At 64.6% G+C, this 16200-nt stretch carries 12 protein-coding genes; 4 read left to right on the top strand and 8 right to left on the bottom strand.

Annotated features, from left to right (window positions below; genetic code table 11):
• The first annotated feature begins 24 nt into the window (after positions 1-24).
• Entirely contained in the window at positions 25-2328 is a 2304-nt protein-coding gene (locus tag BST27_RS01720) for a heavy metal translocating P-type ATPase (RefSeq protein WP_069417852.1), read from the top strand.
• 86 nt (positions 2329-2414) lie between these two features.
• Positions 2415-5222, top strand: a complete 2808-nt coding sequence (locus BST27_RS01715; protein ID WP_069417851.1) for an MMPL/RND family transporter — start codon at positions 2415-2417, stop codon at positions 5220-5222.
• On the opposite strand, the gene BST27_RS01710 is transcribed toward BST27_RS01715, so the two are convergent.
• From BST27_RS01710 to BST27_RS01685, 6 genes are all read right to left on the bottom strand, one after another.
• Entirely contained in the window at positions 5200-5457 is a 258-nt protein-coding gene (locus BST27_RS01710) for an acyl carrier protein (protein WP_069417850.1), read from the bottom strand. The two genes, BST27_RS01715 and BST27_RS01710, sit on opposite strands and share 23 nt — an antisense overlap.
• Before the next feature lie 16 nt (positions 5458-5473).
• Positions 5474-7057 carry a fatty acid--CoA ligase FadD10 gene (fadD10, locus tag BST27_RS01705; RefSeq protein WP_069417771.1) on the bottom strand — a complete coding sequence of 528 codons (1584 nt, stop codon included), beginning with the start codon at positions 7055-7057 and terminating at the stop codon, positions 5474-5476.
• A 23-nt stretch (positions 7058-7080) separates the two neighbouring features.
• Positions 7081-7635, bottom strand: a complete 555-nt coding sequence (locus BST27_RS01700; RefSeq protein WP_069417770.1) for an FcoT family thioesterase — start codon at positions 7633-7635, stop codon at positions 7081-7083.
• Positions 7632-8501, bottom strand: a complete 870-nt coding sequence (gene scoE / locus BST27_RS01695) for a (3R)-3-[(carboxymethyl)amino]fatty acid oxygenase/decarboxylase (RefSeq protein WP_069417769.1) — start codon at positions 8499-8501, stop codon at positions 7632-7634. The genes BST27_RS01700 and scoE overlap by 4 nt, the downstream gene beginning before the upstream one ends.
• A 22-nt stretch (positions 8502-8523) precedes the next feature.
• Complete coding sequence (locus tag BST27_RS01690) at positions 8524-9918, bottom strand: PPE family protein (RefSeq protein WP_069417768.1); 1395 nt, start codon at positions 9916-9918, stop codon at positions 8524-8526.
• Between the two features lie 173 nt (positions 9919-10091).
• A complete protein-coding gene (locus BST27_RS01685; protein WP_069417767.1) occupies positions 10092-10688 on the bottom strand; it encodes a DUF5134 domain-containing protein in 597 nt (198 codons plus the stop codon).
• Between the two features lie 108 nt (positions 10689-10796).
• On the opposite strand from BST27_RS01685, the gene BST27_RS01680 reads away from it, so the two are divergent.
• Positions 10797-12731 (top strand): cytochrome c oxidase assembly protein, encoded by a 1935-nt coding sequence (locus BST27_RS01680; RefSeq protein WP_069417766.1) that lies wholly within the window; start codon positions 10797-10799, stop codon positions 12729-12731.
• Positions 12732-12774: 43 nt separating this feature from the next.
• Positions 12775-13287, top strand: coding sequence for a PE family protein (locus BST27_RS01675; RefSeq protein WP_069417765.1), 513 nt, complete (start codon positions 12775-12777; stop codon positions 13285-13287).
• 5 nt (positions 13288-13292) lie between these two features.
• On the opposite strand, the gene BST27_RS01670 is transcribed toward BST27_RS01675, so the two are convergent.
• Together BST27_RS01670 and BST27_RS01665 are read right to left on the bottom strand one after the other, a co-directional pair.
• Positions 13293-14813, bottom strand: coding sequence for a pyridoxal phosphate-dependent decarboxylase family protein (locus BST27_RS01670; protein WP_069417764.1), 1521 nt, complete (start codon positions 14811-14813; stop codon positions 13293-13295).
• Complete coding sequence (locus BST27_RS01665) at positions 14810-16171, bottom strand: aminotransferase class III-fold pyridoxal phosphate-dependent enzyme (protein WP_069417849.1); 1362 nt, start codon at positions 16169-16171, stop codon at positions 14810-14812. The genes BST27_RS01670 and BST27_RS01665 overlap by 4 nt, the downstream gene beginning before the upstream one ends.
• Positions 16172-16200: the final 29 nt, after the last annotated feature.

Here is a 16200-nt window from a genome sequence, read left to right as displayed (position 1 = left end):
AAGCTAAAGGAGGTGACGACCATGATGTCGGCGTCCGCATCGTCTCCGACCGCGGCATCGGACGATCACCTCACGCACGTCCAGCGGGTCCAGCTCGAGGTCACGGGCATGTCCTGCGCGGCGTGCGCAAAGAAGGTCGAGCGGACGCTGAACAAGCTGCCCGGGGTCCGGGCGTCGGTGAATTTCGCCACCAGGGTGGCGACCATCGAAGCCGACGAGGACGCCGAGGTCGCCGCGCTGTGCGAGGCCGTCGAGAAGGCCGGCTACGGGGCCGAACCGCGCGAGGCCGGGAGTGCGTTGAGCGAAAGCGATCCCGACGCCGAGCACGCGAGGTACTTGCTGATCCGGTTGGCCGTCGCGGCCGTGCTGTTCGTGCCGCTGGCCCATCTGTCGGTGCTGTTCGCCGTGGTCCCCAGCTCGCGTTTCGGCGGGTGGGAATGGGTGCTGACGGCGCTGGCGCTTCCAGTCGTGACCTGGGCGGCGTGGCCGTTCCACCGCGTCGCGCTGCAAAAGGTGCACACCATGAGCGCCTCCATGGAGACGCTGATCTCGGTCGGGATCACCGCCGCCACGACGTGGTCGCTCTTCACTGTGTTCGGCGGCCGGCAGCCCACCGAGCGCAGGGATCTATGGCAGGCGCTGCTGGGCAGTGATGCCATCTACTTCGAGGTCGCCGCGGGTGTGACGGTCTTCGTGTTGGCTGGGCGGTTCTTCGAGGCCCGCGCCAAGTCGAAGGCGGGCGGGGCGCTGCGGGCGCTGGCGGCACTGAGCGCAAAAGATGTCTCGGTGCTGCAGCCCGACGGCTCAGAGCTCGTCATCCCGGCTGACGAACTGCAGGAGCAGCAGCGCTTCGTGGTGCGGCCGGGACAGACGATTGCCGCCGACGGGCTCGTCATCGAGGGATCGGCCGCGGTCGACATGAGCGCGATGACCGGCGAAGCCAAGCCGGTGCGGGTGCAGCCGGGCGCACAGGTCATCGGCGGCACGGCGGTGCTGGACGGCCGGCTGATCGTCGAGGCCGCCGCGGTGGGCGCCGACACCCAGTTCGCCGGCATGGTCCGCCTGGTCGAGCAGGCCCAGGCGCAGAAGGCCAACGCACAACGGCTGGCCGACCGCATCGCCGCGGTGTTCGTCCCCGTCGTGTTCGCCATCGCCGCACTGACTACCGCCGGATGGCTCCTCGCCGGAGGCGGAACCGATCGGGCATTCTCGGCCGGACTGGCCGTGCTCGTCATCGCCTGCCCGTGTGCACTGGGACTGGCGACACCGACGGCCATGATGGTGGCGTCCGGTCGCGGCGCTCAACTCGGAATCTTCCTGAAGGGCTACAACTCGCTGGAAGCCACCCGGGCCGTCGACACCGTGGTGTTCGACAAGACGGGCACGCTGACGACGGGACAGCTGACGGTCAGCGCGGTGGAGGCCGCACCCGGCTGGCGGACCGAGCAGGTACTCGAGCTGGCCGCGTCCGTCGAAGCCGCGTCCGAGCACGCCGTGGCGATCGCGATCGCCGCGTCGGCCACCAACGCATCCCAACAGCCGGTAACCGACTTTCGGGCGATCCCCGGCCGCGGGGTCTATGGCACGGTGGCGGGCCGGTCGGTCCGGGTGGGAAAACCATCGTGGATCGCCCCGGCATGCAAGACACCGGCGCTGGTCGCGGCTCGGCGCACCGCGGAATCGCGCGGGGAAACGGCGGTACTCGTCGAGGTCGACGGTGAACCGTGCGGAGTCATCGCGGTTGCGGATGCGGTCAAAGACTCGGCGGCCGATGCCGTGGCCGCCCTGCACCAGCGGGGCTTCCGGACGGTGCTGTTGACCGGCGACAACGCGGCGTCGGCGGGCGCGGTGGCCGCTCAAGTCGGTATCGACGAAGTGATCGCCGACATCCTGCCCGAGGGCAAGGTCGACGTGATCGAGCAACTGCGTGACAGCGGTCGAGTGGTCGCCATGGTGGGTGACGGCATCAACGACGGACCGGCGCTCGCACGCGCCGATCTGGGCATGGCGATCGGGCGCGGCACCGACGTTGCCATCGGCGCTGCAGACATCATTCTGGTCCGCGATAGTCTCGACGTCGTGCCCCTGGCGCTGGACCTCGCAGCCGCAACTATGCGCACCATCAAGATGAACATGGTGTGGGCTTTCGGCTACAACGTCGCGGCCATCCCGATTGCTGCGGCCGGCCTGCTCAATCCCCTGATCGCCGGGGCGGCAATGGCGTTCTCGTCGTTCTTTGTCGTCTCCAACAGCTTGCGCCTGCGGAACTTCGGGGGCGCACGCTCGGGTGCTGGAACGCGACCAGAATCAGCTCGGTTTGACTCTTGACTGCCACGGCGGCCGACGAAAAGGGCGATGAAAGGCTCTCGGGAAAAGGCCCCGACGAGCCCGCTGACGCCCATGCCGAGCGGCCGTTGATCGCAAGGGCGATTCATCGCCTGGCGGTGCCGATCATCCTGTTCTGGATCGCGTTCGTGATCGTCCTCGGCATGTTCGTGCCCTCGTTGGAGGTCGTCGGGCAAGAGCGGGCGGTGTCGTTGAGTCCCAAGGACGCGCCGTCGCTCGTTGCGTTGAAACAAATCGGCCACGCCTTCAATGAAGGAGAGACCGACAGTGTGGCGATGATCGTCCTGGAGGGCGAGCGGCCCCTCGGTGACGCCGCCCACAAGTACTACGACGACATGGTCCGTAGGTTGCGCGCGGACAAGGCGCACATCCTGGGCGTCCAGGACTTCTGGGGCGATCCCTTGACCGCCGCGGGCGCACAGAGCAACGACGGCAAGGCTGTCACCGTCCAGTTGACCCTGGCGGGCAATCAGGGTGAGCTGCTGGCCAACGATTCCGTCGTCGCCGTCCGCAAGATCGTGGACAGCGTCCCGCCGCCACCCGGGGTCAAGGTCTACGTCACCGGCGCGTCGGCGCTGGCCGCCGATCTGCAGCAGAGCGGCGACAAATCCATGGCCAAGATCACTTTGACGACCGTCGGGGTGATCGTGATCATGTTGCTCTTCGTCTACCGATCGCCGCTGACGGTGTTTCTGTTGCTGCTCACGGTCGGCATCGAATTGTCCGCCGCGCGGGGTGCCGTGGCCTTGTTCGGGCACGCCGGGCTCATCGGGCTCTCCACCTTTGCGGTCAGCCTGATCACGTCACTGTCGATCGCAGCGGGGACCGACTACGGGATCTTCATCGTCGGTCGCTACCAGGAGGCCCGCCAGGCCGGCGAAGACCGGGAATCGGCTTTCTACACCATGTACCGGGGCACGGCCCACGTCATCTTGGGCTCCGGTTTGACCATCGCCGGTGCGACGTTCTGCCTGAGCTTCGCGCGGATGCCCTACTTTCAGACGCTGGGCGTGCCATGCGCGATCGGCATGTTGGTGGCCGTGGCCGTGGCGCTGACGCTGGGGCCGGCCATCTTGGTCGTCGCCAGCCGGTTCGGGGTGTTCGATCCCAAACGGTTCCTGAACGTCCGCGGTTGGCGACGGATCGGGACGGTGGTGGTTCGGTGGCCGCTGCCCGTTCTCGCGGTGACGTTCGCCATCGCCATGATCGGATTGCTCACCCTGCCCGGCTACCAGCCCAGCTACGACGACCGGGCCTACCTGCCCACCTTCATTCGGGCCAACGAGGGTTTCAACGCCGCCGACCGACACTTCTCCCAGGCACGGATGAAGCCCGAGATCGTGATGATCGAGTCGGATCATGATTTGCGCAACCCCGCGGACTTCCTGGTCTTGGACAAGCTCGCCAAGGGCCTCTTCCGCGTCCCGGGGATCTCTCGAGTCCAGGCGATCACCCGGCCCGAGGGAACCGCGATGGACCACACGTCGATCCCGTTCCAGCTCAGCATGAGCAACGCCGGCCAAGTGCAGATCCTGAAATATCAGCGGGACCGGATGGAGGACATGCTGAAACAGGCCGACGAAATGGCCAAGACGGTTGCCCTCATGCGCCGGATGTACGGCTTGATGACTCAGCTTGTTTCCACGACGCACCACATGGTCGGTGACACCATCGCGATGCAGGAACTCACCAACGAACTGCGGGACCACATCGCCGACTTCGAAGACACCTGGCGTCCGATTCGCAGCTACTTCTATTGGGAGAGGCACTGTTACGACATTCCGCTCTGCTGGTCCTTCCGTTCGATCTTCGACGCGGTCGACGGCTTGGACCAGATCAACGAGAAACTTGACGCGCTGATCGCTGACATCAAGAACCTGGATCGGTTGATGCCGGAGATGATCGCGACGTTCCCGCCGATGATCGAGACCATGGAAAGCACGCGCACCATGATGCTGACCATGCACAGCACCATGGCGGGCATGTTGGACCAGATGAGTGAGATGAGCGAAAACGCCAACGCCATGGGCAAGGCGTTCGACGCGGCCAAGAACGACGATTCTTTCTATCTGCCGCCGGAAGTGTTCAAAAACAAAGACTTTCAGCGCGCGATACAGAGCTTCATTTCGCCCGACGGGCATTCGGCTCGCTTCATCATTCTGCATCGGGGCGATCCCGCGTCGAATGAGGGGATCGCTAGTATCAACAAGCTACGAACCGCGGCCGAGGAATCGCTCAAGGGAACGCCGTTGGAAGGCGCCGAGATTCAGATTGCCGGCGTGGGCGCGGTGTTCAAGGACATCTCCGAGGGCGCGAAGTGGGATCTGGTGATCGCCGGGATTTCATCGCTCTGCCTCATTTTCATCATCATGCTCATCCTGACCCGCGCGCTGGTGGCCGCGGCGGTGATCGTGGGGACCGTCGCGATTTCGCTGGGCGCTTCGTTTGGGTTGTCCGTGCTGATGTGGCAGCACATCCTCGGAATTCCGTTGCACTGGTTGGTGATCGCGATGTCGGTGATCGTGCTGTTGGCCGTGGGATCCGACTACAACCTGCTCTTGGTCTCCCGGTTCAAACAGGAGATCGGCGCCGGTCTCAATACCGGCATCATCCGATCGATGGGCGGCACCGGCAAGGTGGTGACGAATGCCGGTCTGGTGTTCGCATTCACCATGGCCTCAATGGTGGTCAGCGACCTGCGGATGGTTGGGCAGGTAGGCACCACCATCGGTCTCGGCCTGCTGTTCGACACCTTGATCGTGCGGGCATTCATGACGCCGGCCATCGCCGCGCTGTTGGGGCGTTGGTTCTGGTGGCCGATCAGGGTACGGTCGCGACCGGCCAGGAGTCTGGCTAGTCCGGTCCCGGCCCGGTAACGGCGCACGTAGTCCCCGCGACCGCCAACTCCCGGACCCAGCCGGCGATCGACAGGTTGCCGGCCAGCCGGGCCGGCAGTTCGGACTCACGGTCCACACCAAGGTGTTTCATCAGGAGAACGAAGCGGACCGAGTCCAGTCCCAGATCACGGAGGTCGGTGTCGTCGCCGTCGGCAAAGTCCGACTCGTCGACATACAGCACGTCACACAGGGCGGTGAAAACCCTGTCCCGCAACACCCCGTCCGGAACCTCAGACACCGGCGCCCACTCCCGCTTTCAGTCCGTTCAGGGTCGCTGCCAGCGAAGCGCGCATGACCTTGCCGGACTGGGTCCGTGGAATCTCCGCGACGATGGTGATGGTCGCGGGCCGCGCCATCGACTCCGATTCTCGCCGATAGGTAGCCGCAATCCGTTGCTTGAGTTCGGTGCCCGCCGAGTCGTCTAGTTTTGTCGAAGGGACCACGGCCAGGCCTACCAGCGCCCCGAACTCTTCGTCGGGAATCTCGTAGCACGCTGCCTCGCGCACACCCGTAACGCTTTGGGCGATGCGATCAACCTCGTCGGGCACGATGTTGACACCGCCGGAGATGATCATCTCGGAGGAACGGCCCCGGATATAGAAGAAGCCGTCTTCGCGGCGTTCGAGGAGGTCGCCGGTATTGACCCAGCCGTCGACCAGAACCTCTTGCGTGCGTTCCGGATTGTTCCAGTATCCCAACATGTTGGCCGGCGACTTTATCCACAGTGTCCCGAACGACGCGGATTCGGCGGGCTCCGGTCCCGTCGGACCTATACCTTCGCCGGCTGCCAAGAACACTTCCACGCCAGGGTATGGGCGGCCCACCACGCCGGCTTCGATCTTGTCGATCGAGCCGTCGTCGGTGGGCAGACACAAAGCGGTACAGCCAGTTTCGCTGAGGCCGTAGACCTGCGCCGTGCGAATTCCGGCCGCTTCTACATATCGCACATCATCTGCGATCGCCCGCGAGCCGCCGTACCCGAGCAGGCGCAACGAGGGCACCGTCGCGTTCGCGGCTTTCAGTTCGGCGACCAGTTTTGAAATGAGGGTGGGCACCAGGCATGTGGTTGCGACCAAGTTCTTATTGAGGATTTCCATCAGCGATGGGGTGTTCTCGCCACCGGTGATGCATACCCCGCCATGCATCAAACAGGTGAGTATCCACCACAATCCGCCAATATGTGTCGCTGGCAGCGGCGAATACGTTGTCTCGCCGACCACCCAGGTGATCCAGTTCAAACCCTCCCGCTCCAAGATATCCGGGATGGCGAAGAAGGTGCGGTTTGCCAGCAGCACGGCCTTCGGCTCACCCGTCGTGCCACTGGTGAAGATCATCGCCAGCGGATCGTCAGCGCCCTGCGCTGCATGGTCGATGGCAGCACCGGTGGAATGAGCAGCGTCAGTGTCGATTTCGACCGGGATAACGTGTGCCAACCCTAGACCGTCGGGCAACGATTCCGGACGGATCCGGCTGCCCGGTGTGACGAGAATGGCACTGGGGTCGGTAATTTGACCGAAGCGCGCCGCGGTCGCCGGGGGTAGGTTGCCGTCGACCATGACGGCGATCGCCCCGAGTCGTGCGCAGGCCAGCACCGACAGGTACGTCTCGGGACCGTTGTCCGACAGGACCATGACCCGGGCGCCACGGGAAACCGCGCGGGCCCGCAGATCGGCAGCCAGCCTCTCTGCTTCGGTGACGAGTTGTCCGTACCGGAGGGCGCTGGTGCCGTCGCAGCGCCGCAAAGCCGTTGCCTGCGGCCGTTGCTGTGCCTGCAAAGAAATCCGTTCCCACACGGAGGGCGGTAAGACAGACATGGAGTGTGGCTCCTCTTGTCGGGCTAGGGGATGTTGAAGGCTGCCAGTTCGACCTGACCGGATGCGGCCCCGCCGTCGTCGTCCCAGAACTCGATGGCACACGGTATCAACAGATAACGCACTGACCGTTCGACGATCTGAAAATCCTTGCACAGCAGCCGCGCCGAGAATTTCTGGGCATTGATCGGCCTCTTGAACCGGGACGAGGTGCTCTTGATGAGCATGCTTGGGAGCTGATTGTCGTAGAAGTCCGCAATGGACCAGCCCCGCAGCACGGAGATCTCTTCATTGATGATGGCCGGTGCGAAGGCGCAATACGCGAGCTGGTTGAAACACAATATGAGTTCGGCCGCGTTGAAATGCCCGGTGCTCCGAATGTAGGCGGACTCGGTGATGCGGAAGTTGCCGTACGCAAGGACCGAGTCCTCGGTCGCCTTGTATTGGGCGTCGAGAAGATAGCGGCACCCTTTAAAGGAGTACGGCTCAAGCACTTCGGCCAGCAGCGGCTCAGCGATTGGGACGGTGTGCGCGGACGCGGGATCGATTGCTGCGGACGGTGTCAGTTCGGCGGTGCTCATGCGGCGTATCCCGGCGTCTTGAGGCCATCCAGCATGGTGAGCCTATGGGTTGTCAGAGTACCCGCGGCGGTGCCGTGCTTCGCCCGGTGCATCAGAACGCGGTTGTCCCACAACACGATGTCGCCGACCTCGTAGTGCTGAGTGTGAATGAACGGCGAGGTGAACTCAGGATCGAGTTGACCGGTGGCCTCCATCAATTCGTTGAGTATCGCCGGGTCAAGCACATTGCCCTCGTGGTCTTCGATCTTGGTGGTGCCCGACGCGCAGATGTAGAGGATCTCCTGGTCGGTCTTCGGGTGCCTGATGACCGTCGGCCACTTGATCGGCGGTGTCGTGCGGCTGATCTCAGCCCACACTTCTCCGATGGGGCGATACACGTCGGTGGGGCGAATCTTGATGTGGCGCCGGGGATCATGAGTGCTGACGGTTCCGCGCACGGGATCCTGCTTGTCCGGAGGTAGCGACTCCCAAACCCTGTTGAGGTCGATGAAGTATGTCCCGCGGTCCTGTCCAGGCACAGCGAGGGGCACCACCATGGAAAAGGCGAACGGCTCCGGCATGAACATGTAGTCGATGTGCCAGAACGCGCCGGTTTTCGGGACGCCTTGCCCTTGCTCGGTCGAGGAGACAAAGATCTCCGGATGGTCCTGGTGGTGATACATGGGTTCGTAGTAGGGGACGATCTCTCCAATCAGCCTGCCGAGTTTGATGAATTGCTCGGGGGACGGATGAACGTCCTTGAGAACAACGAGCTTGTTCTGGTAGACGACCTCTCGGATCTCTTCGCCGGAAAGATGGTCCAGGTCCTGCGGGTCGATGCCGGTGATCTGTGCACCGAGCCCTTCGCCTTTCACATTGAGCGTCATCGGTTCTCCTACCTACTTCGGGTTACTGTGCGGCCGTCTCGTTGTCGGGTGCCCAGGTGCTGGGCAGAAGCGGAACGGTGATGGTCGTGCTGTCGCGGCCGCGTTGCACCATTCCCGCGGCCGAGCTGTCCTGGGTGGGGACGGCGCCCCAGAAGCCAACGGGTCCAGCGCCCTGTTCACCTGCGAAGTAGGCGGATTCGTCGTCGGCTGGTTCGTCTAGAGTTGCCGTCGCGTCAAGAAACTCGTCACGGTAGCCGCGTGCGGTGATCGTGGCGCGTCGTCTGCGGCGGGCCCGGGCTAGAGCCGTTCCCATTCGGGCTGCTGCGGCGGCTTCGAGGTCGCCGGTGACGTTGTCGCGCTCTTTCATCCCGGCTTTGGGACCGAAGCTGATTCCGGGTGGCGCCAAGCCGAGCACCGCATAGGTCAGGCCGACCGCCGACGTGACGTTGCCGGCCGCGGCCGCCCCGGGGCTGCTCGCGACGGCGTTGCCAGCGTGTGCGGCGCCGGCCGCCGCGGCTGATGTGACCGGCGTTGCTGCGGCAGCAACGTTCGAGCCGTCGCGTACGGCTTCGCCGAGCGCGCCGGGGCCGGGAAGCGGCTCGACTACCGGTTCCTGCAGCAGATAGTTCAAGGCGCTCAGCGCACTCAACGCACTCAACGCGGGGGTGAAAAAGGGCAGCAGGAGTAACCCGTACGACGCGTAATAGGGGTACCAGAGGAAGTCGTACAACTGCAGGGCGATGATCGCAAGGATCACCGCGGCACCCGGGCCGAACCCCAGCTGCTCGAAGAACCGCAGGAAATTGCCGTACGGGTCCGCCATGAACTGCGCGATGTTGTTGATGAGTTGAGTGATCCAACCCACTGGGTCCTGCGCGTTCTGGGCTTCGGCTCCCGGCGCCAGGATGGGCGGCGCCGCCTGCGCCGACGGGACCGCGGACGTCGCCGCTTCGGCGATGGTCTGGTAGGTGGCCATGGTGGTGGCGGCTTGCACCCACATGCGGGCGTAGTCGGCTTCGTTGAGCGCGATGGGGATGGTGTTGATGCCGAAAAAGTTGGTGGCGACCAGGACGCCGTGCACGACGTGGTTGGCGGCCAGTTCCGCCAGGGTCGGCATGGCGGCCAGGGCGGTGCTGTAGGCGGTGGCCACCGCCTCGTGCCGCACGGCCGTGAGAGCGCTGTCGATCGAAGCCTGCTCCAGCCACGCCAGATAGGGGACATGCGCCGCCGCATACTGGGCGGCGCTCGCGCCACCCCAACTACTGGCCTCGACCTGGGCCAGCAGCTGGCTTAGCTCGACAGCCGTACGGCTGTATTCGGTGCTGAGCTCCTGCCACTGCTGCGCAGCGGCAAGCAAAGATCCTGGGCCCGGCCCCGCGCTCAGCAGTGCGGAATGCACTTCCGGGGGTAAAGCCATCCAGACCGGCGTGGTCAGGCTCCACCTCCTTGCCGGGCGTTAGACTGCGCGTCCGCATGGGGTCCACACTGGTTCGCTTTGTTTGCGGTGTAAGTCGGCCAGAGCGGCGGAGAAGTTCCCGCGCGGCCTGAGAATCTGAGCCAGTCCAGCGGATGGTGCTGGTCAGGGCGTAATCAGACTTCGAACAGCGTGCTGGCGAACACGACCGCCATCCCGGCGGCCATCGTGGCCTGCACGGCGCTACCGACGCGTTTCCGCCAGGCGCGGGTCCTGCGCGGTTTCGCCAGGAATTGGTAGGCCCAGACCGCGGTGGCGATCGTGAAGATGCCCGTCCAGATGCCGTTGCCGGTGTCTATCCATTCCGGCGGGTCGCCCGCCATCGCCATGTCCGGCACATGGTGGTGGTGAGGGTGTTCGGCGTTCAGCTGGGCGGGAAACAGCGGTCCGCTGACGGCGTACATCCAGACCATTGCCACCATGGTCAGCGCGTTGTAGGCCCGGACCAGGCGCTGCGCGACGGCACGGGCGGCGAGAACGGCCGTCATGACGAACCACAGCGCTCCCGCCAGGAAGAACAACTCGGGAAAGCTTGTCGGCAACTGCAGGTCTTGCGGCCAGACCATCACCGCCATGGCAATCGACATCACGACGTGCAGCCCGTGGCTCAATATCGATGTCCACGACCGACGATTGATGCTGATCGCGAAGCCTGCGCCGGTCAGGAGGAACAGACCGGTCAGGATCCAGCGAAGCGGCAGGTCGTCGATCATGCAGTGCTTTCGGGTTCGGATTCGGCGGTGACCAAGACTATGTGGTTCGCCGGTTCCCGACGATCATCGGCTGTACTGCGGTGGACAGCGCCCCCGTAAGCTGCAGCTATGGAATCTGAGCGGCCGCAGCGCGGGGTAACGGCGTGGCTGGCCGCCGGTTCTCTGCTGATCTGCCTGGCCGTTGCGGGCTACGGCCTGATTTCAGGACCCCGGCGCTACACGTTGGCCGAGAACCCTTTCCCGGGCGACTTGGTCGGTGTTGGTGAGCCGGTCGGCTTTTTCCTGGCGACGTTGATGGGCGCGGTGTGCTTCGGCGCGTTGGTGTACGTGGTTGTCGCGTCGCGGCCCGAGCACGACGGACTGCTGGATCCGGCAGCGTTTCGCATCCACCTGGTAGCGGAGCGTGTCTCGGTTGCCTGGGTGGGTCTTGCCGTGCTGATGGTGCCGGTGCAAGCGGCGCATGACGCCGGCCTGCCAGTCACTCGGCTGCTGGGCAGTCCCGTGTTGCTTGACGCGATTGCCGCCTCTGAGGTTTCCCGCGCGTGGATAGTCGTGGTGATCTGCGCGCTGGTGATCGCGGTGACGCTGCGTTACACCACCCGTTGGCTCGGCCACTTCGTGCTGTTGATTCCGTCCATCGTGGCCGTTGCCGCGGTAGCTGTGACCGGCAACGCGGGACAGGGACCCGACCACGACTATGCGACCAGCGCGGCCATCGTCTTGGCGGTCGCGGCGGCCGGGTTGACGGGACTCAAGGTCGCGGGGGCGCTGTCGGGAGGGGAGCCCGTGCGCGCGGTGCAGGTGCTGCAGGTTGCCTGTGGCGCGTTGACGCTGGCCTACGGAGCCCTGCTGCTTTACCTGTTGATCCCGGGCTTGGAGTTCGGTTCGGACTTCGCGCGCCTCGGTCTGCTCGCGGGGCTTCTGGTGACTTTGGTGTGGCTTTACGACTGCTGGGGGTTGGCTCGGCCGTCCCATGCCGTTCGAGGCCGAACCGTCGCCGCGCTGACCGTCATCGCCGCTCTGGGTGCCGTCGCGGCGATGGCCGTTCAAGTTGCACCCCGATTCCTCGTGCACCGGTTCACCGCGTGGGACATCTTCCTGGGCTACGAGCTGCCGCACCCGCCGACCATTCTCAGGGTGCTAACCCTGTGGCGCTTCGACGTTTTCGTCGGGGGACTGGGTGTGGCGCTGGCGATCGCCTACGTGGTGGGCTACGTCCGCTTGCGGCGGGGGGGCAACAGCTGGCCGGTGGGCCGGCTGGTGTCTTGGTTGATCGGTTGTGTCGCGCTGGTATTCACCAGCAGCTCCGGTGTTCGGGCATACGGCTCAGCGATGTTCAGCGTCCACATGGCCGAGCACATGACGCTGAACATGTTCATCCCGGTGTTGCTGGTGCTGGGCGGCCCCGTCACCTTGGCCCTTCGGGCGCTGCCCGCCGCGGGTGAAGGAAACCGGCCCGGGCCGCGGGAATGGCTGCAACGGCTGCTGCACTCGCGGGTGACGACGTTCTTCTCGCATCCGGTGACGGCCTTCATCCTGTTCGTCGGCTCACCGTATGTCGTTTATTTCACGCCGCTTTTCGACACTTTGGTCCGCTACCACTGGGGCCACGAGTTCATGGCGATCCACTTCTTGATCGTCGGATACCTGTTCTACTGGGCCATCATCGGTATCGACCCGGGCCCGCGACGGCTGCCGTACCCGGGACGCATCGGGCTCCTCTTCGCGGTGATGCCATTCCATGCCTTCTTCGGCATCGCCCTGATGACGATGGCGTCGCCCGTCGGCGGCACGTTCTACCGGTCGGTCGGCCTGCCGTGGCTGGCAAGCATCATCAAGGACCAGCACCTGGGCGGCGGAATCGCTTGGAGCCTGACGGAATTACCCGTCATCATCGTCATCGTCGCGCTGGTGACCCAATGGGCGCGCCAAGACCGCCGGGTCGCGGCGCGGTCGGATCGGCACGCGGACAGCGACTACGCCGATGACGACCTCGACGCCTATAACGCGATGCTGCGGGAGTTGTCGCGGATGCGTCGATGATGGGCATGTGACCGATCCAGATCAGGAGTGACCGTTGTCGTTTGTGATCGCACCCGATTTCGTCGCGTGTGCGGTTGCAGACCTGGCGAATCTCGGAGAGGCGATCAGCGCGGCGACCGCGGCCGTCAGCCGGCCCACGAGCGGGCTTCTACCCGCGGCCGCAGATGAAATATCGGTTGCGATCGCGAATCTGTTCAGCGAGCAGGGCCAGGCCTTTCAGGCGTTGAGCACCCAGACGTCGACCAACCACGTGCGGTCCACGCGGCGCTTGAACGGCGGAGTATCGCAATACGTCGGCGCTGAGGCCGCCGCCGCGTCCCCACTGAATTCTGTTCTGGCAGTGACCAATACACCCACCGAGCTGCTGTTGGGCCGCCCACTGATCGGCGACGGAGCCGACGGAACGGCGGCCAACCCTAATGGTGGGGACGGTGGTCTGCTGTACGGAAACGGCGGCAACGGATACTCAGACGGCGCCGCGGCTGGCTGGTGGCGCAGGCGGCTCGGCGGGTCTGACCGGCGAGAGGGTGTGGCGTGCGGACAGCCGTGGCGGTAAGGCGGTCAACAGCTAGCCGCGCCCGACGCTGAAGCCTCGATGATTTCGCGTGACTCAAGGCGAATATTGTTGCCGCAGTCCGCAATACGCTGCACTAGATCGCGGGCCACATCAGGTGTGCACACCGGATTGACGAAGGTGAGCTTCAACGCGGCTTCGCCGTCGACTCGTGTTCGGCCGACGAGCGCCTGACCGGTATCAGCCAAGCGCCGGCGTATTTCGACGTTGACGAACTCTCGCTCGGAAGGCGAAACATCGCTACCTGTCCACCGCAGGACCACGGTGTTGGTCATGCAGGGGCTGATCAGCTCGAGATGAGGATCCGCGGCCACCGCCCTCTCCGCGGCGCGGGCGGTATCCACCGTGTGCCCGATCATCGCCGCCACCGTATCGAGGCCCAGGGACCGCAGCGTCACAAGAACTTTGAGCGCATCGAACCGACGTGTCGTCTGCAATGACCTTTCGACATGGTTCAGCGTGTCTTCCGGGTCGTCATCCTCGGGGTTGAGGTAGTCGGCGTGCTTGCGCATGACCTCGAAGTCGTGTCTATCGCGTAGCAGGAGTGCGCCACAGCTAATCGCCTGAAACAGCAGCTTGTGGAAGTCGATGCTGATCGAGTCGGCAGTGCTGATCCCGTCGAGTAAGTCCCGATGGGCGTCGCTCAGCATCAGGCAACCCGCGGCGGCCCCATCGACATGCACCCAAATGTTATGCGCTGCAGCAATTTCAATCGAATCGACGAGCGGGTCGATGGCTCCGCGGTTGGTGGTGCCGGCCGACAGCACCAGCGCAATGATCTGTTCGCCGCGGGCGTGGGTGGCGTCGACCACCTCGCGGAGCGACCGCGGATCCAGTCGCCCGAAGGAGTCAATGTCCGCGTGCAGGATCGCCGACGTTCCCAGACCTAGCAGTCGCGCGGCCGTCGCTATGGTGAAGTGCGTTTCATTGGTGCAAACGATCCGCCAACGGTGCGCTGCGGGAGGCACCCCGTCGGTAGCGATGTCGATCCCCAGCGTGCGAGCCGCAAAGTTGTCGCGAGCCAGCATCAGGGCCTGCAGATTGGATTGCGTTCCTCCGCTTGTGAAGACACCGCCGCCTTGCGGCAAACCGAAGACATTGCAGAGCCAGTCAATGACCGATTGCTCGATGACCGCGGCAGCGGGACCTTGGTCGAAAGAGTCCATCGATTGATTGAGCGCGCACAAAAACGTTTCCGCTGCCAAGCTCGAAATGGTTGGTGGACAGTGTAAATGGGCAACATAGCGGGGGTCTGAGACAGCGGTGGAATGGGGTGTCACCAGTGTGTCGACTTCCCGCAGCGCAGTTGACAGCCCCACACCCTGGCGCGGGATTTCCGATAGCGATGCGATGGCTTCCCGCAGTACGGCGGCTCCCTCGATGAGCCCTGGGCGGGCCGGTCTCAGGCAACTGTCTGCGACATACCCGGCCGCCTCCGTGACAGCGCGGTAGTAATGCGGGGCGCCGATGCGGGTGAGGAACTCCCGCTGAATCAGATCGGTTGTCACACCAGCTCCGCGGGTTTGTCTGAGGCAAGGCGGCTTTGCACGCGTTGCACGGCGTCGTGGAACCGATCTAGTACCTCTTCGATCTCGGTATCGGTGATGGTAAGTGGCGGAAGGAAGCGAACCACATTGCTGTATTGGCCACCTATCTCCACGATGAGCCCGGATTCTAGGCAGGCGGCTTGGACCGCCGCGGCGAGTTTGGGAGCAGGGACGCCGGTCCCTCGCGCATCTCGCTCGGCGCCGGGGTCGATTATTTCCACACCGGCCATCAGGCCGACAACCCGCACGTCGCCAATGATCGAAGCGTCCTGGCCCGCGATCGCGGTGAGGCCACGCGCGAGCCTGACGCCCATGTCGGTGACATGCTCACCAAGATTGCACCGCGTGGCGTAGCGCAACACAGCGCTGGCCGCGGCGAACGCAAGCGTGTTGCCGCGGAACGTACCGGTGAACGCTCCCTGACCCCAAACGTCGAACTTGCGCCGAATGACGAGCACCGCGATGGGGATTCCCGATCCCAGGCCCTTGGAGATCGCGATCATGTCGGGTTCGACGCCGCAGCGTTCGAATGCCCATGCCGAGCCTGTGCGATACATCCCCGCCTGCACTTCATCAGCAATGAGCGGGATCTGACGCATGGTGGCGGCACGTCGTACCTCCTGAGCCCACGCCGGCACCGCCGGGATGACACCCCCTTCGCCAAGGACGAACTCCATGAGTACCGATGCCGGGGCGCGCAGTCCGCTGTGCGGGCTGGTGAACAGATGCCGCACCGCTTCGATGGCCAGATCGGTGCCGGCCTGTCCGCCCCGGCCGAACGGGCAGCGGTAGTCCTGGGGGAACGGCAGGAAGTGGCTGGCCGTCGACAGAGCCACGGGTTGTTGACGGAGTCCGCCGCCGGAACTCACGCCCCGTGCCGCTCTGCTGCAGCCATGAAAGCCACCCTGCACGCCCACGTGATCGCGACCGCCGGTTGCGATCTCGGCCAACATCAGCGCTGCCTCGACCGCGTTGGCCCCGCTCGGGGAGCACAGATGCACCACACAGTCGTTGGCCAGCTGCGGCGGCAACGTGGCAAGCAAGTCGTCGACGAACGCGTCGCGGAGCGGGTGATGGAAGTCCAGCGTCAAGAGCGGTGCGCCAGAACGAAGCGTGCGTTGGATCGCCTCGGTAACCACGGGATGATTCCAGCCCAGCGACATCGCTCCCGCGGCTGACAGGCAGTCCAGGTACCAGCGGCCGTTGCTGTCGCGCACTCGCGCGCCTCTGGCCTTGACAGGGATTATCGGCAAATCCCGGGCATACGTGACGGCGGCCGATTCGTGGCCTACCGAACCACGCGTCGATGCGTTGTGAATCAACAGGTTTCCTGTTCGTGTCAAGTGAG

It is taken from the genome of Mycobacterium intermedium, from assembly GCF_002086275.1.
In the GTDB taxonomy this organism is placed as follows: Bacteria; Actinomycetota; Actinomycetes; order Mycobacteriales; family Mycobacteriaceae; genus Mycobacterium; species Mycobacterium intermedium.
Note: the sequence above shows the minus strand (reverse complement) of the source record. Positions and strands in the feature narration are given on the sequence as shown.